The organism is Streptomyces sp. NPDC096176, from assembly GCF_044763255.1.
Classification (GTDB): domain Bacteria; phylum Actinomycetota; class Actinomycetes; order Streptomycetales; family Streptomycetaceae; genus Streptomyces.
Map to the genome: position 1 here is coordinate 281,750 of NZ_JBIWFV010000005.1, position 20,425 is coordinate 302,174.

19 protein-coding genes are annotated in these 20,425 nt (G+C 70.4%); 7 read left to right on the forward strand and 12 right to left on the reverse strand.

Annotation, left to right across the window (positions count from 1 at the left end):
- Nucleotides 1–58: 58 nt before the first annotated feature.
- Complete coding sequence (locus tag ACIQ7Q_RS16025; protein ID WP_403861261.1) at nt 59–433, forward strand: VOC family protein; 375 nt, start codon at nt 59–61, stop codon at nt 431–433.
- 38 nt (nt 434–471) lie between these two features.
- Here the strand turns inward: ACIQ7Q_RS16025 and ACIQ7Q_RS16030 are convergent, their stop codons facing one another.
- The 8 genes from ACIQ7Q_RS16030 to ACIQ7Q_RS16065 form a co-directional block, all read right to left on the reverse strand.
- Nucleotides 472–843, reverse strand: a complete 372-nt coding sequence (locus ACIQ7Q_RS16030) for a hypothetical protein (protein WP_403861264.1) — start codon at nt 841–843, stop codon at nt 472–474.
- A 38-nt stretch (nt 844–881) separates the two neighbouring features.
- Entirely contained in the window at nt 882–2,435 is a 1,554-nt protein-coding gene (locus tag ACIQ7Q_RS16035; RefSeq protein ID WP_403861267.1) for an APC family permease, read from the reverse strand.
- Nucleotides 2,436–2,697: 262 nt separating this feature from the next.
- Complete coding sequence (locus ACIQ7Q_RS16040; protein WP_403861270.1) at nt 2,698–4,152, reverse strand: aldehyde dehydrogenase family protein; 1,455 nt, start codon at nt 4,150–4,152, stop codon at nt 2,698–2,700.
- Complete coding sequence (locus tag ACIQ7Q_RS16045) at nt 4,149–5,891, reverse strand: amidohydrolase family protein (RefSeq protein WP_403861273.1); 1,743 nt, start codon at nt 5,889–5,891, stop codon at nt 4,149–4,151. Before ACIQ7Q_RS16045 ends, ACIQ7Q_RS16040 begins: the two co-directional genes overlap by 4 nt.
- 384 nt (nt 5,892–6,275) lie before the next feature.
- Nucleotides 6,276–7,394, reverse strand: coding sequence for an LLM class flavin-dependent oxidoreductase (locus ACIQ7Q_RS16050; protein ID WP_403861276.1), 1,119 nt, complete (start codon nt 7,392–7,394; stop codon nt 6,276–6,278).
- A 106-nt stretch (nt 7,395–7,500) separates the two neighbouring features.
- Complete coding sequence (locus tag ACIQ7Q_RS16055; protein ID WP_403861279.1) at nt 7,501–8,253, reverse strand: SDR family NAD(P)-dependent oxidoreductase; 753 nt, start codon at nt 8,251–8,253, stop codon at nt 7,501–7,503.
- Nucleotides 8,254–8,268: 15 nt separating this feature from the next.
- Entirely contained in the window at nt 8,269–9,189 is a 921-nt protein-coding gene (locus tag ACIQ7Q_RS16060) for an LLM class F420-dependent oxidoreductase (protein ID WP_403861281.1), read from the reverse strand.
- Between the two features lie 108 nt (nt 9,190–9,297).
- Nucleotides 9,298–9,711: a PaaI family thioesterase gene (locus tag ACIQ7Q_RS16065; RefSeq protein ID WP_403861283.1), complete on the reverse strand. Its 414-nt coding sequence runs from the start codon at nt 9,709–9,711 to the stop codon at nt 9,298–9,300.
- 157 nt (nt 9,712–9,868) lie between these two features.
- On the opposite strand from ACIQ7Q_RS16065, the gene ACIQ7Q_RS16070 reads away from it, so the two are divergent.
- Entirely contained in the window at nt 9,869–10,357 is a 489-nt protein-coding gene (locus ACIQ7Q_RS16070; RefSeq protein ID WP_403861286.1) for a YbaK/EbsC family protein, read from the forward strand.
- A 195-nt stretch (nt 10,358–10,552) separates the two neighbouring features.
- Here the strand turns inward: ACIQ7Q_RS16070 and ACIQ7Q_RS16075 are convergent, their stop codons facing one another.
- Entirely contained in the window at nt 10,553–11,116 is a 564-nt protein-coding gene (locus ACIQ7Q_RS16075) for a GNAT family N-acetyltransferase (RefSeq protein WP_403861289.1), read from the reverse strand.
- 139 nt (nt 11,117–11,255) lie between these two features.
- On the opposite strand from ACIQ7Q_RS16075, the gene ACIQ7Q_RS16080 reads away from it, so the two are divergent.
- The gene (locus ACIQ7Q_RS16080) at nt 11,256–11,390 is read left to right on the forward strand and encodes a hypothetical protein (protein WP_403861292.1); all 135 of its coding nucleotides are present in this window, start codon (nt 11,256–11,258) and stop codon (nt 11,388–11,390) included.
- Nucleotides 11,391–11,395: 5 nt separating this feature from the next.
- Here ACIQ7Q_RS16080 and ACIQ7Q_RS16085 read toward each other — a convergent pair whose 3' ends face one another.
- On the reverse strand, nt 11,396–12,013 hold the full coding sequence (locus tag ACIQ7Q_RS16085; protein WP_403861295.1) for a TetR/AcrR family transcriptional regulator: 618 nt from the start codon (nt 12,011–12,013) through the stop codon (nt 11,396–11,398).
- Between the two features lie 68 nt (nt 12,014–12,081).
- Here ACIQ7Q_RS16085 and ACIQ7Q_RS16090 point away from each other — a divergent pair, with 68 nt between their 5' ends.
- The gene (locus ACIQ7Q_RS16090) at nt 12,082–13,416 is read left to right on the forward strand and encodes an alpha/beta fold hydrolase (protein ID WP_403861298.1); all 1,335 of its coding nucleotides are present in this window, start codon (nt 12,082–12,084) and stop codon (nt 13,414–13,416) included.
- A gap of 113 nt (nt 13,417–13,529) precedes the next feature.
- Here ACIQ7Q_RS16090 and ACIQ7Q_RS16095 read toward each other — a convergent pair whose 3' ends face one another.
- Both ACIQ7Q_RS16095 and ACIQ7Q_RS16100 read right to left on the reverse strand, forming a co-directional pair.
- Nucleotides 13,530–14,396 carry a GNAT family N-acetyltransferase gene (locus ACIQ7Q_RS16095; RefSeq protein ID WP_403861301.1) on the reverse strand — a complete coding sequence of 289 codons (867 nt, stop codon included), beginning with the start codon at nt 14,394–14,396 and terminating at the stop codon, nt 13,530–13,532.
- Between the two features lie 155 nt (nt 14,397–14,551).
- Nucleotides 14,552–15,772: an amidohydrolase family protein gene (locus ACIQ7Q_RS16100; RefSeq protein WP_403861304.1), complete on the reverse strand. Its 1,221-nt coding sequence runs from the start codon at nt 15,770–15,772 to the stop codon at nt 14,552–14,554.
- Nucleotides 15,773–15,975: 203 nt separating this feature from the next.
- Between ACIQ7Q_RS16100 and ACIQ7Q_RS16105 the strand changes: the two genes are divergently transcribed.
- From ACIQ7Q_RS16105 to ACIQ7Q_RS16115, 3 genes are all read left to right on the forward strand, one after another.
- Nucleotides 15,976–16,761, forward strand: a complete 786-nt coding sequence (locus ACIQ7Q_RS16105; RefSeq protein ID WP_403861307.1) for a polysaccharide deacetylase family protein — start codon at nt 15,976–15,978, stop codon at nt 16,759–16,761.
- A gap of 122 nt (nt 16,762–16,883) precedes the next feature.
- Nucleotides 16,884–19,829 (forward strand): AfsR/SARP family transcriptional regulator, encoded by a 2,946-nt coding sequence (locus ACIQ7Q_RS16110; protein WP_403861310.1) that lies wholly within the window; start codon nt 16,884–16,886, stop codon nt 19,827–19,829.
- A 306-nt stretch (nt 19,830–20,135) separates the two neighbouring features.
- Nucleotides 20,136–20,336, forward strand: a complete 201-nt coding sequence (locus tag ACIQ7Q_RS16115) for a hypothetical protein (RefSeq protein ID WP_403861313.1) — start codon at nt 20,136–20,138, stop codon at nt 20,334–20,336.
- The last annotated feature ends 89 nt before the right edge of the window (nt 20,337–20,425 follow it).

The following is a 20,425-nucleotide window of genomic DNA, read 5'->3' on the forward strand; positions in this document are numbered from 1 at the left end:
ACTGGTGGGCGGGGAAAAGCAGATGTGGAACACCCCGGAGGTCTCTAGGGTCCGGGGCATGGGATCACTTGTTCGCCACATCACCATCGACTGCGCCGACGCCTACCGGCTGGCCACCTTCTGGGCCGAGGTGCTCGACGCCCGGGTCTCCGACGAGGACGCGCCCGGCGACCCCGAGGCGCTCGTCGAGTCGAAGGGCGGGGCGCTGCTGTTCGTCACCGTCCCCGAGTCGAAGACGGTGAAGAACCGCGTCCACCTGGACATCGTGCCGACGGACCGCACCCGGGACGAGGAGGTGGACCGCCTGCTGGCCCTGGGGGCGGCCCTGGTGGGCGACCACCGTGTCCCGGACGGCCGGGGGTGGGTGACGCTGGCGGACCTGGAGGGCAACGAGTTCTGCGTCGAGCGCGGCGCTGCCGAGCGGACGGCCTGACGACGCCGAAACGGCCGCCTGCCCAGGCCCCGCGCTCCCTACCGGCGGTCCTTGCCGATCGGGAAGAGCGGGGTCCAGGGCAGTGCCGTGCGCCACGCGTGGCCACCGCGCATCCAGTCTCCGATGATCTTCGCGACCGGCTCGGGGCCGATGACGTCTCCCTGACAGGGCACGTGCGCCTCGAAGTGCAGTGGGTCGCCGCCCTCGCGGTACTCGACCTGGTAGCTGAAGTCGTCGTTCAGGTAGACCTGCATGAAGTGCTGGTCCACCGGTTCTCTGTCGGTCCGCTCGACGATCACGAACGGGTGGGACAGATTCATGTCGGCGAGCATGTCGTGGACGGCCACCTCCGACGGGTCGTCGATGGACTTCCCGCCGGCTTCCTTGGCCCGGATCAACGGCTTCGTCATGCAGGCGACCCTAGGACCCGGCACCGACGGTCGGCTGCTCAGTCCGCCATGACCAGCGACGGCGTCTCCTTCGTCAGCACCTCGCCCCGGAAGAACGCCGGGCTGCGGCGCTGCATGACGAGCATCAGGACGACTCCGAGCAGGAGCAGGCCGACGCCGATGACGAACACCGAGCCCATGCCGAGGACCGACGAGCCGGAGCCGTAGGCCGGGTCCCACATGTCGTAGAGGGTCTTGGCGAAGACGGCGGTGAGCATCAGGCCGCCGACGCCGGGCAGGACGCCCTTGACGAGCAGGTTGGCGGTCGACCGGGTCAGCTCCTTGCGGAAGAACCAGACGCAGGCGAAGGCCGTGATCGAGTAGTAGAAGCAGATCATCAGGCCGAGGGCGTAGATGGTGTCGACGAGGACGTTCTCACTGACGAGGCTCATCACCGTGTAGAAGGCGCCGGTGGCGATGCCCGCGACCACGGTGGCGAGGCCGGGGGTCTTGAAGCGCGGGTGGACCTTGGCGAAAGCCTTCGGCATGGCGTCGTACGCGCTCATCGCGAGAGCGGTACGGGCGACCGGGATGAAGGTGGTCTGCAGGCTCGCCGCGGCGGATGCGAGCACCGCGACGAAGAGCAGGATGCCGAGACCGGAGCCCATGACCGGGTCGGCCAGGACGGCGAACACGTTGTCGGAGGTGTCCGGATTGCCGAGGCCGGTGCCCTCCTCGCCGATACCGGCGTACATCTGCACCGCGATGGCGACCATCAGGTACGAGGCGACGATCACGACCATGGCGAGCATGGCGGAGCGGCCGGGCGTGCGGGAGCTGCCGACGCTCTCCTCGTTGATGGACAGACAGGCGTCCCAGCCCCAGTAAATGAAGATCGAGAGGGAGAGTCCGGCGGTGAAGGCGGAGAAGGACTCGATGCCGAAGGGGTTCATCCAGGACAGCGAGAAGTCCAGGGAGCCCGCCACCTCGTCGGACTTCATGACCGCCATGGCGGCGAACATGACGATGACGGTGAGCTGGAGCCCGACCAGGGCGTACTGGACCCACTTGGTCGCGGTGATGCCCCGGTAGCTGATGGCCGTGGCGACGGCGATGAAGGCGAGGGTGGTGAGGATGTGGACGGCCTTGTTGCCGTCGAGGGCGGCGACACCGTCGCTGCCCGTGATCTCCCCAGCGGTGAGCCAGAAGAACGACGTGGCCACGCCGGCAAGGTTGGACAGGACCACGACGGTGGCCACCAGCAGGCCCCAGCCGCACATCCAGCCGATCTTTGGCCCGAAGGCCTTCACCGACCAGGTGAAGGAGGTGCCGCAGTCCGGCACTGCCTTGTTGAGCTCCCGGTACGCGAAGGCCACGAGCAGCATCGGCAGAAAGCCCGCCAGGAAGATCGCGGGCATCTGGAGCCCCACTTCCGAGACGGTCGGCCCCAGGGTGGAAGTCAGGCAGTAAACGGGGGCGACTGTCGAGACGCCGATGACGGCTCCGCCCATCAGGCCGACGGAGTTCCCGCCGAGGCCCTTGGTGCGGACACCCCCGTCAGGGGCGCTCCGTACCGTGTCTCCGGCCTGTGGCCGCGCATCGAGCTGAGTCATGAGGAGGACGTTAAGTGCTGCGGTTTCCACATCCGGATGATTGAAGTCCGCATCGTGGGGGATCCTCAGCGTTCGATTCCAAGGGCGTAATGGCGAGACGGTCGATGTTTGGAAGACGCATTGCCGTTACCAGTGATACATCAGGAGGCGTCACCGCCGGTCTTCCGAGATGCGGAAACCGCAGCAACACCCGATTTGTCCGATTCCAAAATTTCCCGTGTCTTTTTACGGGCCCCGCATTCCCAAGGGTTGCAGCACGACGTCAGCCCGGCCACACCACCGCTTGGAGCTCGCTGTACGCATGCAGCGCGTACGAGCCGACGTCCCGGCCCACCCCGCTCCGCTTGAACCCGCCGAACGGCGCCTCCATGTTCCGGCCGACCGTGTTCACCCCGACCCCGCCTGCCCGCAGCTCTCCGGCGACTCGGAACGCCCGCGCCACATCGCTGGACCAGACGTAGTCGATCAGGCCGTAGTCGCCGTCGTCGGCGAGCGCGACGCCCTCCTCTTCGTCGTCGAACGGGACCACGACCACCACAGGACCGAAGATCTCCTCCCGCACCACCCGCATGTCGTTGGTGCAGTCGGCGAAGAGGGTCGGTGCGACGTAGAAGCCCCTGTCGTACGCGGGGCGCTCGCCTCCCGCCACCAGACGCGCGCCTTCCTTCCTGCCCAGCTCGACGTACGCCTCCACACGGTCGCGGTGCGCCGCCGAGATGACCGGTCCGACGACCGTCGCCGGGTCGGACGGATCGCCGACCTTCAGATGTGCGGCGTACCGCGCGAGCCCCTCGACGAGGCGGTCGTACACCCCGCGCTGCGCGATCACCCGCGTCGGCGCCGTACAGATCTGCCCGCTGTAGAACGAGAACGTCGTGCCGATCCCGCGGACCGCCGCCTCGATGTCCGCGTCGTCGAAGACGAGCGCCGCGCCCTTGCCGCCGAGCTCCATCAGCTGACGCTTCATCCCGCGGCCGCACACCTCGGCGATGCGTCGGCCGACCGCCGTGGAACCGGTGAAGCTGACCATGTCGACGTCCGGGGAGTCGACGGCCGCCTCACCGACGGCGGGCGCGGAACCGGTGACCACGTTGACCGTGCCGGGCGGTGCGCCGGCCTCCTCCAGCGCCGCCGCCATCCGGTAGACCGACAGCGGGTCCTGCGGCGCGGGCTTCACGACGACCGTGTTGCCCATCGCCAGCGCGGGCGCGACCTTGCCGGCCGGGTTCGCCCACGGATTGTTGTACGAGGTGATGCAGGTGACCACGCCGACCGGGCGGCGGACCGCGATCGCGCCGAAGACACCCGACCTGCCCATCGGGCCCGCGGCGTTGATCTGCGGCGGCACGGCCTGTTCGACCGGCTCCAGCGCACCCTTGGCGTAACGGCGGAAACGGGCCGCGCCGACCGCGACCTGCATTCCGCGGGCGGTCGCCGTCGTCGCGCCGCTCTCGGCGCGGGCGAGCTCCGTGTGCGCTTCGCCGTCCCGTTGGACGAGGGAGGCCGCCCGGTCCAGGATCGCGGCCCGCTCCTCCGGCTTCGTACGGGACCAGGCCGGGAAGGCCGCACGGGCGGCGGCGGCGGCGTCGCGGACCTGGGTGCGGCTCGCCTCGGGGGCGAGGCCGACGACCCCCTCCGTGGCCGGGTCGATCACCTCGTAATGGCCGTCGTCCGGCTCGACCCACTCCCCCGCGATGAACAGCCGCTGCGCCCTCATCGGGTCGACACCGTCCTGGTGTCCCGCCCCGACCGGAGCACGATGCCCGGTACGGCGCCGGTCACCTCGTCGTTCCGTATCGTCTCCACGCCGTTGACGCGGACCGACACGATGCCGATGGCCTTCGCGTCGAGTCGCGGGCTGTCGCCCGGCAGGTCGTGCACGAGCGTCGCCGGGCCGGCGTCGATTCGCTCCGGGTCGAAAAGGACCAGATCGGCGTGGTGGCCCACGGCGATCCTGCCGCGTCCACGCAGGCCGAAGAGCTTCGCCGGATCGTCGGTCAGCATCTTCACGGCATGCTCCAGGCCGACCAGTTTCCGACCCCGGAGACAGTCGCCGAGGAAGCGGGTCGTGTACGGCGCGCCACACATCCGGTCCAGGTGCGCGCCGGCGTCCGAGCCGCCGAGCAGCACGTCCTCGTGCTGCCAGGTCTCCGCACGCAGGGCCCAGGAGTCCGGGTCGTTGTCGGTGGGCATGGGCCACAGGACCGTGCGCAGGTCGTCGTTGGCGCAGATCTCCACCAGGCACCCGAACGGGTCCTGGCCGCGTTCGGCGGCGAGGTCGCGGACGACCCGGCCGGTCAGGCCCTCGTTCTCGGCGGTGTACGTGTCGCCGACGACGTAACGGCCGAAGTTCGCGAGCCGGCGGAACACACCGGCCTCCTTGGAGTCGGCACGGCGCAGCATCTCGGCACGCGTCGCCGGATCGCGGAGCTTCGCGATGCGCTCGGGGACGGGCAGCGACAGGATCTCGCCCCAGCCGGGGATGAGGTTCAGCGCGCAGAACGTGCCCAAGGACATGTTCATCGGCGTCAGGATCGGCATGGTGAGCGCGACGATCCGCCCACCGGCCTTACGGGCGCGCTCGGAGGGGACCAGCTGGCGCGGTGCGCGTTCGGGCACGGAGGCGTCGATGGTCAGCACGTTCCAGTTGAGCGGCCTTCCCGCGGCGGCGCTCATCTCGACCAAGAGGTCGATCTCGTCGTCCCCGAACTGGTCGAGGCAGCCCGCGACGATCGCCTCGAGCTGGGTGCCCTCGTGCTCCCCCACCGCCGTGGAGAGCGCGAGGAGCTCGTCGGGACGGGCATGGCGGGAGGGGACGGGCATGCCGTCGCCGTCGGAGTGGGTGGAGGACTGGGTGGTGGACAGCCCCCAGGCGCCGGCGTCCATCGCGTCGTGCAACAGGGCGACCATGGCGTCGAGTTGGGCGGCCGTCGGGGTGCCGCCGACCGCCTCCGGGCCCATCACATACCGGCGCAGGGCGCAGTGGCCGACCATGAACCCCGCGTTGACGGCGATGCGGCCGTCGAGGGCGTCGAGGTATTCGCCGAAGGTGTGCCAACTCCAGGGCGCGCCCTGCTCCAACGCCACCAGGGACATGCCCTCGACGCGGGACATCATCCGGCGCGTGTAGTCGGCGTCGTCGGGACGGGCCGGGTTGAGCGGGGCGAGAGTGAAGCCGCAGTTGCCGCCGGCGACGGTGGTCACGCCGTGGTTCAGGGACGGGGTGGCGTACGGGTCCCAGAACAGCTGGGCGTCGTAATGGGTGTGCGGATCGACGAAGCCTGGAGCGAGGACGAGACCGGTGGCGTCCTCGGTGGTGCGGGCGGGCTCCGTCACCTGGCCGGGTGGGGCGATGACGGCGATGCGGCCGTCGCCGCCGATGCCGAGGTCGGCGCGGTAGGCGGGGGCGCCGGTGCCGTCGACGACGGTCGCGCTGCGGATGAGATGGGCGAGCATGGTGTCCCCTTCTGCGGGTGGGGTTCTGGGGCGCGGGTGGGGCGGCGTGGCGGTATGGCGGCGTGGCTGTGGCCCGGCCGGAAGGCACCGCGGTCGGCCGCGACGGCGGTACGGGCTCTCCGGCCGGGCCGGTACGGGCGACGGTCCGGGAAGACGGCGCCCGCGCTGGGGGGTGGGGCGGGGTGGGGCCGCTGCGCGGGGCCGTCCCCCACCCCGCCCCTTTCCGAAACCGGGCTCCGCCCGGACCCGGTAAAGCACCGGGGCAACTCAGCCCCGCCGGCGATCGATGCGCGGGATTCGGGGCGGGGCCCCGACAGGACCGGCACGTTCAAGCCCCGACGGCGACCCCGGCGCCGGAGCCCCCGGACACGCGTCCCCGCCCCGTCAGGCCGCCTCGCGGAAACGCGTCGTGCGGTGGACCGGGTCCGTGTCGATCTGAGGGATGACGTGCTCACCGATCAGGCGGATCGTCGTCATCGTGTCCTCGTACGACACCCCGATCGGCAGCCCGAACGACAGTTGGTCCGCCCCCGCCTGTTCCCACCGCTTGCACTGCTGCAGCACCTCCGCCGGGTCGCCGCAGATCATCAGCTCCTCGGCTATCAGCAGCTCGATGATCTCCGTGGTGTACTCCGGCAGCAGTTCGGGCCACTCCGGGACGCCCTCCGGCCGCGGGAACGTGTCGTGGTAGCGGAAGAGCAGCGACTGCAGGTAGTTCAGCCCGCCCCCGACCGCGATCTCGACCGCGCGCTCATGCGTCTCCGCGCAGATCGCCGTCGATGTGACCATCACGTTGTCGTTGACGAACGCGCCGACCGCCTTCGCCTCCTTCACCGCGTTCTTGTAGGACTCGAGGACCCACTCCATGTCGGAGACCTTCTGGACGCTGAAGCCCAGTACCCCGAGGCCCTTCCTGCCGGCCATGGCGTACGAGGACGGGGAGCCCGCCGCGTACCACATGGCCGGGTGGGCGGGCCCGTACGGCTTGGGGAGGATCTTCCGCGGCGGCAGGGACCAGTGCTTGCCCTGGAAGCCGACGTACTCGTCCTGGAGCCACATCTTGGGGAACTCGGCGATGGTCTCCTCCCAGATCTCCTTGGTGTGGTTCATGTCGGTGATGCCCGGCATGAATCCGAGGATCTCGTGGGATCCGGCGCCCCGGCCGGAGCCGAATTCGAAGCGGCCCTGGGAGAGGTGGTCGAGCATCGCGACCTTCTCGGCGACCTTGACCGGATGGTTGACGGGGGCCAGGGGGTTGAAGATGCCCGAGCCGAGGTGGATCCGTTCGGTCGCGTGGGCCAGGTAGCCGAGAAAGACGTCGTTGGCCGACAGGTGGGAGTACTCCTCCAGGAAGTGGTGCTCGGAGGCCCAGGCGTACTTGAACCCGGACTTGTCCGCCTGGATGACGTACTCGGTCTCCTCCATCAGCGCCTTGTGCTCGGCGAGGGGGTCGGTCTCGGCGCGCTTGCCGAGGTATCCCTGAACAAAGAGGCCGAATTCCAAGGGGGTTCACCGCCTTCATGTCTCCGACGGTTTCTGACGCACCGTCAGGTCTGGATGTGGCCGACTGTTCCACCGGCTGCCCGCGCAGTCAAGAGATGACGAACCATCAGAGAACGCTGACGCCCGCCAGCCAGCCGCCGTCGATCACGAACGGCTGGCCGGTGATGTAGGAGGAGTCGTCGCCGGTCAGGAAGAGCGCCAGCTTCGCGACCTCCTCCGGCCGGCCGACCCGGCCGAGCGGCACGAGCGTGCGGTACAGGCTCTCGATCGCGCCCGGGTCCGTGCCCTCCGGATTGCTCATGGGGGTGTCCACGGCACCCGGGCAGACCGCGTTGACCCGGACGCCCTTTGCCGCCAGCTCCAGCGCCGCCACCCGCGTCAGGCCGAGAATCGCGTGCTTGGAAGCGGCGTAGGCGCCCACGTACGCCATTCCCGTGAGCGCCGTGTACGAAGCGGTGTTGACGATCGTGCCGCCGCCGGCCGCCTCGAGCTCGGGGGCGAGACTGCGGATGCCGAGGAACGTACCGACCTGATTGACCTGCGTGATCAGCTGGAACTCCTCCAGCGGGGTCGCGACCAGCTCGTTGAAGCGCAGGATGCCCGCGTTGTTGACCAGTCCGTCGACCTTCCCGTAGGCGTCCTTCGCCGCGGCCACGGCAGCGGTCCAGTCGGCCTCGCGGCTCACGTCCAGGTGGACGTAGAGCCCGCCGATCTCCTTGGCGAGCGGTTCGCCCAGCTCGTCGAGGACGTCCGCGAGGACCACCCGCGCACCCTCGGCGGCGAACAGCCTCGCCTCCTGCTCGCCCTGCCCGCGCGCCGCGCCCGTGATGAGGACGACGCGTCCGTCCAGCTTGCCCATGCGTGCTCTCCCTGGTCAGTCGAGGTGCGGGGCGACGTCGGCGGCAAAGGCCGCCATCTGGTCGGTGAGTTCGCTGCGGCTCCTGCTGCGGAACCGCACCTGGATCTGGTGCACGCCCATCACCGCGTAGGCGCGCAGCGACTCGGCGAGCGCATCCGGCTTCCCGGTCAGCGTTCTGCGACCGGTGCGCCAGTTCGGCTCGCCGACGTAGAGGGGTTCGGTGATCGCGCCAATCGTGAGGGGCGCCTCGATGCCCGCCGCCTCGCGCAGTTGTTTGATCCGGGCGATCTGCCGGGGCAGCTTGTCGCGCGGGTCGCCCTGCGGCAGCCAGCCGTCGCCCTTGAGCGCGGCCCGGCGCACGGCGGCGGGCGAGGACCCGCCGACCCACACGGGGACGCGCGCCTGGGCGGGCCTCGGGCGTTGCCCCAGGTCCTTGAAGGAGTACCGCTCGCCGTCGAACTCGGGGAACTCCTCGGGGCCGAGCGCCGCCCGCAGCGCGTCGAGCGTCTCGTCGAGGGCGGGGCCACGGGCGTCGAAGTCGACGCCGAGCGTCTCGAACTCCTCCCGCACATGCCCGGCACCGACGCCGAGGATCAGCCGACCGCCGGACAGATGGTCGAGGGTGGCGTACTGCTTGGCGGTCAGCAGGGGGTGGCGCAGCCCCACGACGGCGACATGGCTCAGCAGCCGGACCCGCTCGGTCGCTGCCGCGAGGAACGACAGGGTGGCGACCGGGTCGTACCAGACCGTGGACATGGCGTCCGCGAGGCGGCGCGGGATGGCGACGTGGTCGCAGACGGCGATGTACGCGAAACCGGCCAGGTCGGCCGCCCGGGCGATATCGGCGAGGCCCTCCGGGCCGGCCTCGACCTCCCAGGGTTCGGCGTAGAGGGTGCTCTGGGACTGGACCGGAAGCTGCATCCCGTACGCCACCATGGAGACTCCCCACAATCTGACGGCCCGTCACAAACGGCTGTTCGCCATCGTCGTAGCTGACGCGCCATCAGACAAGGGGTGCGCCCACAGGCGAGGAATGCGGGGGTGTCAGCCCAGCAGGGCATACACCGTCGAGGCCCGGGCGGCCGGGCCGTCCGCACCCTCCGCGGTCATGGTGACGTCGGCAAAGGCCATGCGCCTGCCCAGCTTGGTGAGGCGCGCGTCGACCAGTACGTCTGCGCCGACGACGGCCCGCTGGAAGGTGGTGGACTGCTGGACCGTCGTCATCGGGACAAACGCGCCGCGCGCCGAGGACACGGCGATCACGGTCGCGGTGTCCGCGGCGGCCATCAGTGCCTGCCCGCTCAGCCCGCCGCCCTCGCGCGCCAGCCGGGCGTCCCAGGGAAGTCTCAGCACGGCGTGCAGGTCGCCCGTCTCCAGGACGGACAGTCCCAGTTCGAGGACCCAGGGCGCGAAGTTGTCGGCGAGCATCTTGTCTGCTTCTGCGAGGGAGAGCGTCATGGGCAGCATGTTCCCGCGAACCGGCGGCTGCAGGTAGCGGGCCCGGAACGGCTGGATCCGGCCACGGCCCGCCGTCCCGTGACGGCACGGACCTGCCACCATGTCCGGGCAGCCGTCGGGGGTCGAGGACCGTCGGGTCCAGCGAGGTGGGGAAGCAATGAGCGAGAACGACATGTACGGCAAGCTGATCGCCATGCTCGACGAGCACGGCGCCGCCTACCGGGTGATCGAGCACGCCCCGGAGGGAGCCACGGAGGCCGTGAGCGCGCTGCGGGGCAACACTCTGGCCCAGGCGGCCAAGTGCATTGTCGTGATGGTCAAGGTCGGCAAGAAGGTGACCCGTTACGCCCTGGCCGTCGTGCCCGGCGACAGGCGGGTGGATCTGGCCAGGATCAAGGAACTGTTCGGCGGCACGTACGTCTCCTTCGCCTCCCAGGACGCGGCGGAGGAACTGGCCGGCTCACAGAGCGGGACGATCCTGCCGTTCTCGTTCGAGGAGCGCCTGGAGCTGCTCGTCGACCCGGAGTTGCTGCGGCACTCCGAGATCTACTTCAACGCCGCCCGCCTCGACCGGTCCCTCGCACTGGCGGCGATCGACTACCGGTCGATCGCCGAGCCGCGCATCGAGACGATCTCGCAGCCCTGACCCGCTCGGCACGCCGACGATTCGCATGGACCTCTTGAGGATGCGGGGTGACTTACGGATACGCCAACCGCCCGATGAGCCGGTTGACCGGGCGTGAGGGGAAACTCCGACTACCTTGCGAAGCAGCGTGGTGTTTGTTTCCGCGCAGCGAAGCGGGAATTCACGGTTCTCCCCGCGGGAGGCGGCGCGCGGGGCTCACGCCTCGCGCAGTTCCCCCTCCAGCAGTCCCATCGCGAACTGGTCGTACCAGACGCCGTCACGGCGGAAGCTCTGGCGGAGGCGGCCCTCCTCGACGAAGCCCACCTTCTTGTAGACCTGCTGCGCGGCGTGGTTCTCCGTGACGACCGTCAGCTTGATCTTGTGGAGTCGCATCGTGTCGAAGCCGTAGCGGCACACCGTCCGCATCGCGTCCGTGGCGTAGCCCCGGCCCCAGTACTCCTTCTCGCCGAGGTAGATGTCCAGTTCCGCGATGCCGGTCTCAGGTTCGGCGTCGTGCAGGGCGACGAGGCCGATCAGCTGCGCGTCGCTTCGGGCCTCGATGCCGAGCAGCAGGTCTCCGTAGGTGTTGCGCGGGCGCTCCGCGAGCCACTTCTCGACGTGTTCCGGCGTCGAGGGGTGGTTGTCGTTCATCCAGCGCATGACGTCCGGGTCGTGGTTCCACCGCCACAGCGCCTCGGCGTCCGACGGGCCCATCGCCCGCAGCTTCACCAGTTCTCCGAGCACCATGCCCGCCGCCCCCTCCGGTTCGTTCGTGATCACGTCAGAGGTAAGCACGGGAGGCGTCGGGCTCTCAACGCGATTGGCTGCGAGGGCAGAACCTTCGCGAGCGCACCGCGAGGCCCGCGCCGATGGCCGGCTCGGCGAGGTCGAAGGACGTCAAGTCGGCTTTGACGGCGCGATGGCCAAGCTCAACAGCCTCAAGCAGGCTCCGACCGATGGCCGGCCGCAGCTGGTCGACCTCGGCATGCCGGTCTTCACCGACCACGCACCACTGCTTCAGCCAGGACCGGGGGAGCCCGGATACCGGCGCTGATCCTGTCACCGAGCACGTTCGGCTTGGCGAAGACCGCGGAACACCTCCGGGGTCGTCCATCCGCGCAGCGTGGCGGGAATCGTCGAGTGGAATGCGGCCTCGGCCGTGGTGGCGTCGAGGGCCCCGGCCAGTTCGAGAGTCACGAGCCCGTGCAGGGTTGCCCAGATCGCGAGGGCGATCGCCGTTGCGTCACCGGCGAGGACGGACGCCGTCAAGGCGCGATCGATCGCCGCGAGGAGCGGACGGATCGGGTCGATGGCACCGACCTCTCCCGACGGGTCGAAGGACTGCACACCACCGAACAGCACCGTGTACAGGTGGCTGTGTCCGCACGCCCAACGACGGTAGGCGACGGCCAGCGCGTAGAGGTCGGCGAGAGGGTCCGTGGAGGTCTGCACCGTCGACAGGTCCTGGAACAGGCCGGCGACGGCTCTGTCGCGCACCGCACCGATCAGCCCGTCCTTGCCACCGAACAAGGAGTACACCGCCGTCGTCGACGCCTCGGCAGCAGCGGCCACGGCGCGGACCGTGACCGACTCCCGTGGACGGGTGGCGAGCATCTCGGTCGCGCACTCCACAAGCCGCTCTTTGACGGCCTCGTCGTTTGTTCTGGGCCTACCCACGGTCAGCAGCCTACCTTCTTTGATAACGTCGTTTTGAAACAGCGTTCTGAAACTGTCGGAGGTCCGCTATGCCCACGTCCGCCATACGTCTCGTCCGCTTCACCGGACGCTTACTGCCGGCCCTGGCCGCCGTCGCAACGCTGGTCGTCGTCTTTCTCGCACTGATCGCCCTCACGGACGGGGCAGCTTCGGGGCTCGCCGCGTGGTTGACGACCCTCGGGACCGGGACTGTCCTCGCGCTGTGGCGGGGCCGGCGCCGCACCTGGCCGGCGCGGCTCGTGCCGTTCCTGCCGGTGATCGTCGCGGCGGCGTTGACGGCGACGGTCTGCATCCCGACCGTGCCGACGGCCCGGCACTACCCGCCCGCGCTGCCGTTCGTGTCCACTCAGCACTGGAACCTGGCCACGGGCAGCCGGGTCGCGGTGTATCACTATCCGCCCGCGAACCCCGGCCCCCGGCATCCCGTCCCGTTCGTGTACCTCCACGGAGGACCCGTCCGCGGCATCTCGGTGCAGGACCACCGGTTTCTGCGACTCCTGGCACGCCAGGGCTACGACGTCTACGCCTACGAACAGGCCGGTGGCGGACGAAGTGACCTGCTCCCCATGGACCAGTACACGATCTCCAGGTCGGTCCGTGACCTCGCCGCCTTCGTCGACCGCCTGGACAAGGGCAAGGTCGACGTCCTCGGATTCTCCGGAGGCGGTGTCGTGCTCGCCCAAGCCCTGGCCGACCCCGGCGTCGCCGCTCGCCTGCACCGGGCGATCATCGCCGAGCCCGGTCCCATGGACGGCCCCACCGCACACATCACCGGGCACAAGGGCCGAAAATCCGCACGCGGCCTCGCGCCGACCCCCACCGGACCGCGATCGACGCACGTCCCCCGGTACGCCGTGGCATTCGGCCTCATGCGACTCGGCCTCCTCACCCCCGACACCCAACTGATCGGACAGGCCGAAGGCGACAACGCCTTCACCGCCGCCGACCTCGGCAGCGACACCGCATCCGCCTACTGTGCGCGCGACGCGCACCGCATCCCCACCGAGGACACGGCACAGAACTTCTCCTTCAGCCCCGCCGCCAGCCTCCGCGTCCAGCAGACGGTCAAGGACTCGCCCTCCATCGCCCCGCAACTGAGGCAGTCCCGGACCCCCGCAATGCTGATGATCGCCGAGTGCTCCTCCCAGGTCCGTCAATGGGCGACCGCCGTCCTTGCCCATGACCCTGCCATCCAGCGCACGCAGTACATGCCCGGAGTCGGACACCACATGTGGAACGGCCTCGACGACAACAACGACCGAGCCGTTGCCGTCATCACTGCGTTCCTTCAGGACAAGCCGGCCCCCCTACCGAACCACCCGACCCGCGACGAGATCCCTGCCTTCCTGCGCGACCACAAATGACGACGATGCAGCCCGGCACCGGCAACGGCGGGCGAACCCTCGAAGCCGTCCGAGCCTTGCGACCAGCCGGACGATTCACGCCCAGACTGCCGCCTCACCGAGCAGCCCCGGCGTCAGCCCGTCCGGATCCGGTCCCGCACCTCCGGCCGCACCTCGAACCCGGCCGCCTTGTACGTGGCGACGCCGCCGACGTTGGAACTCGGCGTGCACACACGGACGCTCGACGAGCCCATCTCCCGCAGCGCGGCCGCCCCGGCCACGGTGATCGCCCGGCCGTAGCCGCGACCACGGTGGTCCTCGTGGACGCCCATCGGCTCGACCAGCCCCGGCTTCCCCGGGCCGGCCGACCACACCGTCACCACCGCCGCCACGCTGCCCTGGTCGTCATAGGCGCCCAGGCAGCGGGCGTCGGCGTAGAACGGTCCCGCCGACATCGCGTGCCAGTACTCGCGCGTAGGCCGCGAGGTGTTGAACGCCGACCGCAGGACGTCGGCGAAGTCCTGCGCCTGCTCCGGGCCGACCGGCTTGATCCGCACGCCGGGGTCCTCCACCGGCTCGGTGAGGTCGCGGAAGAGCGGCGTCCACGGCTCGTCGACGCCCCAGCCCTCCTTGCTCAGCAGGTCGTGGAGCAGCAGGCCCAGCGGCGCCTCGATGGACACCGCTCCTTCCGGCAGCACGCCGCGCTCAGGCAGCGAGAAGTCCTCGACGAGCCGCCGCGCCAAGTCCCCATCCTGGAAAGCGTCCGGAGCGACCGTCATCCGCACCAGCGTCGGCGAGTCGAGCATCCCGACCGCGAGAATCCGCCCGTCCCGACTCCAGGTCCGGACCACCGCGGCCGTCTCGGCCGTTCCGAACCGGTAGTTCCAGCCGATGTCCCCGGAATGCAAATGCATCGGCGCTTCGTCGTACTGCCACTCCCGCAGCGCGGCCATGGCCTCGCGTACCCCGTCGGCAGTCGGCGTACCCAGCACAATCGTCATAGCCGGGATCAGACACTCCATCCCGAGGGTCAGCAACCGGTTAACCGGGCCGGCCGCTGCTCCCACAGCGGCCCGACCAAGAGCTTCTGCTCCCGCAATCGCCCGGGCCCTGCGCGAAGTACAGCCAAGGACGAGCTCTTGGTCCGGAAAAGCGGCTACGGGCCGGGCCAGAGGCCGTCGGGGGTGAGGCCCAGCAGGTCGATCGCGTTGCCGCGGACGATTCGGTCGACGATGTCGGGCGCCAGGTGGCCCATCTGGGCCTCGCCGACCTCCTTCGACTTCGGCCAGGTCGAGTCCGAGTGCGGGTAGTCCGTCTCGTAAAGGACGTTGTCGGCGCCGATCGCGTCGAGGTTCCTCAGCCCGAAGGCGTCGTCGAAGAAGCAGCCGTAGACGTGTTCCGCGAAGATTTCGGACGGCGGCCGGGTGACCTTGTCGGCCACGCCGCCCCAGGCACGGTTCTCCTCCCAGACGACGTCGGCGCGTTCGAGGATGTACGGGATCCAGCCGATCTGACCCTCGGCGTACATGACGCGCACACCCGGGAAGCGTTCGAACTTGCCGCTCATCAGCCAGTCGACCATCGAGAAGCAGCAGTTGGCGAATGTGATCGTCGAGCCGACGGCCGGGGGCGCGTCCGCCGAGGTGGACGGCATCTTCGACGAGGACCCGATGTGCATGGCGATGACGGTGCCGGTCTCGTCGCAGGCCGCGAGGAAGGGGTCCCAGTCGTCGCTGTGGATGGACGGCAGGCCCAGGCGGGGCGGTATCTCGGAGAAGGCCACGGCGCGCACACCGCGCGCGGCGTTGCGCCGGACCTCGGCGGCGGCCAGTTCCGCGTCCCACAGCGGGACGAGGGTGAGGGGGATGAGCCGGCCCCGGGCCTCGGGTCCGCACCACTCCTCCACCATCCAGTCGTTGTAGGCCCGGACTCCGAGCAGCCCGAGCTCACGGTCGGCGGCCTCGGTGAAGGTCTGGCCGCAGAAGCGGGGGAACGTCGGGAAGCAGAGGGCGGACTGGACGTGGTTGACGTCCATGTCGGCGAGGCGCTCGGGGACGCTGTACGAACCGGGGCGCATCTGCTCGTAGGTGATGATCTCCAGCTTGATCTCGTCGCGGTCGTAGCCGACGGCCGTGTCCAGGCGGGTGAGCGGCCGGTGCAGGTCCTCGTACACCCACCAGTCGCCGACCGGCCCCTCGTCGCCGGGCTCGCCCATCACGGGGGCGAACGTGCCGCCCATGAAGGTCATTTCCTTCAGGGGCGCGCGGACTACGCGCGGGGCCGTGTCGGCGTACTTCGACGGAAGCCGGTCCCGCCAGACGTTGGGGGGCTCCACCGTGTGGTCGTCCACCGAGATGATCTTGGGGAAGGTCTCCATGGCTCTCACGGTAGCGCCGATCTGACGGTTCGTCAGCTACGGCTGGATTCCCCACCGCGCGGCCGGGCTCACGACCCGACCACTATGAACTCCATGTATACACGCCGTGTATAGTGCAGCCACGCGCACCGGCCGACCACCGGTGCCGCGCCGTCACCGCAGGCGTCGGCGCCTGCACGCCACCAGGAACGGGGATTCTCGCCATGCCCACAAGGACGCACAGAAGCCGGGCCCGGGTTGTCCCGGCCCTCTTCGCCGCCTCGCTCGCGCTGCTGCTCGGCGGCTGCTCCGTCGACAGCACCTCGCCCGCCGACGCCCGGGCAGACGCCCCGAAGTCCGACGGCAAGCCGCTCGCGAGCGGCAGGTCCGGGCCCGCCGTCGACTGCGGCGAGGCCAAGTGCATAGCCCTGACCTTCGACGCCGGCCCCGGCAAGGACACCCCGGAGCTGCTCGACATGCTCAAGAAGGAGGACGTGCACGCCACGTTCTTCCTCCTGGGCAAGAACCACGTCCTCAAGCACCCCGACGTCGTGCGCCGCCTCGCCGCCGAGGGCCACGAGGTCGCCAACCACACCTGGACGCACAAGCGCCTCGACCAGCTCGACAAGGACGCGATACGCGAGGAACTCGGCCGCACCCAGGACGCCATAGCCGAGATCACCGGCGAGAAGCCGCGGTTGATGCGCCCGCCCCAGGGCCGCACCGACGACGAGGTGACGGAGGTCAGCAAGGAGCTCGGCCTCTCCCAGGTGCTGTGGAGCGCCACCGCCAAGGACTACTCGACCACCGACAGCGAGCTCATCAAGGAGCGCATCCTCGACCAGGCCGGGCGTGACGGCATCATCCTGTTGCACGACATCTACGACGGAACCGTCCCCGCCGTGCCCGGCATCATCGCCGAGCTGAAGAAGCGCGGTTACACCTTCGTCACGGTCCCCGAGCTTCTCTCACCGGCCGCCCCCGAACCCGGAACGGTCTATCGCCCCTGATCAGAAGCGGGCAGCCGGTCACCCGCGCGGCAGCGAGACGGACACGCCCCGCTGCTGACGCGACCGCCCCCAACAGGGCAGACTGTCGAGGGCGATTCCGGCAGTACGGGCAGGGGGCACCAATGGACCGTGACAGCGGGCCACGCGTACCGAACCAGCGCGCTCCGCTTCAGAGCGAGGAGGCCGAACTCCACTTCAGTGTGCTCGGACCGGTGCGGGTTCGGCGGGGCGCGCAGACCTTGCCGTCCGGTTCACCGCAGCAGCGTGCCCTGCTGGTCGCACTACTCCTGCGCGACGGTCGCACCGCGACCGCGAGCGAGCTGATCGACGCCATCTGGGGCGAAGAGCCTCCGTCGCAGGCCCTCGCCGCCATCCGTACGTACGCCTCCCGGCTGCGCAAGGCGCTCAACGACTCCCTGGTCAGCGAATCGGGCGGTTACGCCCTGCGGATCGGGCGGGACGCCCTCGACCTCGCGGTCGCCGAGGAGCTGGCCGCCGAGGCGCACAAGGCGAGCGCCGCCGGCGAACGCGCCCAGGCGCGTGCGCTGATCAACAAGGTGCTCAACCTGTGGGACGGCGAACCGCTGGCCAACGTGCCGGGGCCGTACGCGGAGAACCAGCGCACCCGGCTCGTCGAGTGGGGCCTGCAACTGCTCGAGACCCGCCTCGACATCGACCTCGAGATCGGCCGCCACGCGGAGGCCGTCTCCGAGCTGACGGCACTCACCGCCACGCATCCGCTGCGGGAGAGGCTGCGCGAGCTGCTGATGCTCGCGCTGTACCGAAGCGGGCGACAGGCGGAGGCGCTCGCCGTCTACGCCGACACCCGCCGGCTGCTCGCCGACGAACTCGGCGTCGACCCGAGGCCCGAGCTGTCCAGCCTCCAGCAGCGCATCCTGCGGGCCGACGCGGAACTGGCCCGTCCCAGCGAGGAGCACGCCCCGGCCCCGCAGTTCACCCGGCCCGCCCAGCTGCCCGCCACCGTCCCCGACTTCACCGGCCGCTCCTCCTTCGTGAGGGACCTGGGAAGCCAACTCGCCACCGCTGAGGGCTCCGTGATGGCGGTGTCCGCGCTCGCCGGCATCGGCGGCGTCGGCAAGACCACCCTCGCCGTCCATGTGGCCCACCAGGCGCGCAAGCACTTCCCCGACGGTCAGCTGTACGTGGACCTCCAGGGCACGGGCAGCAGGTCCTCGGAGCCCGAGACGGTGCTCGGCGTCTTCCTGCGCGCACTCGGCACGGCCGACTCCGCCATCCCCGCCACGCTGGACGAGCGGGCCGCGCTGTACCGCTCGACCCTGGACGGACGGCGGGTGCTCGTCCTGCTCGACAACGCCCGGGACGCGGCACAGATCCGGCCCCTGCTGCCCGGCACCGCCGGCTGCGCCGCGCTGATCACGAGCCGGGTGCGGATGGTCGACCTCGCCGGCGCGCACCTGGTGGACCTGGACGTGATGTCGCCCGAGGAGGCGCTCCAGCTGTTCACCCGCATCGTCGGGGCGGAACGGGTCGGATCCGAGCGGGAGGCGGCACTGGACGTGGTCGCCGCCTGCGGCTTCCTGCCGCTGGCCATCCGTATCGCGGCGTCCCGGCTGGCCGCCCGGCGCACCTGGACCGTCTCCGTGCTCGCGGCCAAGCTCGCCGACGAGCGGCGCCGACTCGACGAACTCCAGGCCGGAGACCTGGCGGTGAAGGCCACCTTCGAGCTGGGTTACGGCCAGTTGGAGCCCGCCCAGGCCCGCGCCTTCAGGCTGCTGGGCCTCGCGGACGGCCCGGACATCTCGCTCGCCGCGGCGGCCGCGGTGCTGGACCTGCCGCTGCACGAGACGGAGGACCTGCTCGAGGCACTGGTCGACACCTCACTGCTGGAGTCGGCCGCACCGGGCCGGTACCGCTACCACGACCTCGTACGCCTCTACGCGCGTGCATGCGCCGAGCGGGACGAACAGCCCCCGGCCGAGAGGGAGGCGGCACTGTCGCGGCTGCTGGACTTCTATCTGGCGACCGCGGCACGGGTGTACGCGATGGAGCGGCCGGGCGACCGGCTCGTGGAGCACCTCGAGCCGACGGGCACGGCCGGGCTCCGGTTCGCCGACCGGCACGAGGCCCAGGACTGGCTGTACGCGGAGGCCGGCACACTGCTCGCCTGCGTACGCCAGTCGTCCGGGCCCAAGACGTTCCGGCGCGCGGTCGATCTGCTGTGGGCATCGCTCGACCTGGCCGAGTCGGGCGCCAACTCCAAGCAGTACGAGGGGGTCGCGGCGGCCATGCCGGAAGCGGCCCGTGCCTGCGGCGACGCCCGCGCGGAGGGCCGCTCGCTGATCACGCTGAGCAACGTGCATCTCGTCGCCGGCCGGTTCGACCTGGCCGACGAGGAGGCCCGGCAGGCACTGGAGCTGTCCCGGACCGCCGGCGATCCGCTGACCGGCTGCTGGGCGTCGAACCACCGGGGTGTCATCGCGATCTACCAGAACCGGCAGGCGGACGGCGAGCGGCACCTTGAGCGGGCGATCGCGGACTTCCGGGCCGGCGAGAACGCGCCCGGCGAGGCGGCCGCCCTCTGCAACCTGTCGCGCATCCATCTCGCCATGGGCCGTACGGACAGCGCGGTGGCCCTGGCCCAGCAGGGCATCGACATATACGACCGCATGGGCCACGCGCTGCGCGGCGCCAATGCCCGATACGCCCTCGGTATGGCGCTCACCAGGAGCGGCCAGCTCGCGGAGGCGAACGCGCGGCTGCACGAGGCGCTGGACATCTTCCGTGACAGCCGCCAGCGGCTGTGGGAGGGGATGACGCTGTTTCGCCTCGCGGAGGCCGACCTCGCCGGCTGCAGGCCCGCGCAGGCGGCGTCCAACGCGGAGATGGCGCTGACCGTGCTCCGCGGGATCGGCGGCGAGTGGCGCCGGGGCAATGTACTGACGGTGCTCGGCAAGGCACTGCGCGGTCTCGGGCAGACCGGCAGGGCCGAGGTGTGCTGGCGCGAGGCGCTCGGCATCTACGACGAGCTGGGGTCGCCGGAGGGCGCCGAGGTACGCGCGCTGCTCGCACCGGCCGCGGCGGCGTAGGCGCCCGCGAGCCGGGCGGGGCTCGGAGCGGACGGGGCGTTCTCGTCCGGAGGGGCGGGTCGTGGCGGGTCGTCCGCCCGCCGGCCGGGGCGTTCATCGTTCGTTTATCGCCGCCGTGCATTGTCCTTCCTGTCAGCCCCTCGCGTCGGGGGGAAGACGGGGGAAACGACGGGGGCAAACGGGGGACACGCGGCCATACCGCTAGGGTGAGCCGCCCTGGAGGACCCGTCCGGCAGCCATCGGGGGAGCAGCCGGGCGGGTCCGTCCCACCAGCAGAAGAAAACCCGAACGGGAGGGCAGCTCATCATGGCTGACGCGAAGAAGCAGGACCCGATCCTCAAGCCGCAGGACACGCACGCGACGTCCGAGCCGGTGACGACTCAGGACACCCACGCCACCGGCGGCGACATCCGCACCATGGACACGCACGCGACCGGTGGCGAGATGCGCCCCATGGACACGCATGCGACGTCCGAGCCGCTGAAGCCGGTGAAGCCGACCGACTGACCCGGGCGAACGACGTCTCACGACGGGGAACGGCCGCGGCGGCGCGGAGGGGAGCCGCCGCGGCCGTGGCATGTCCGCGACCGCCCGTG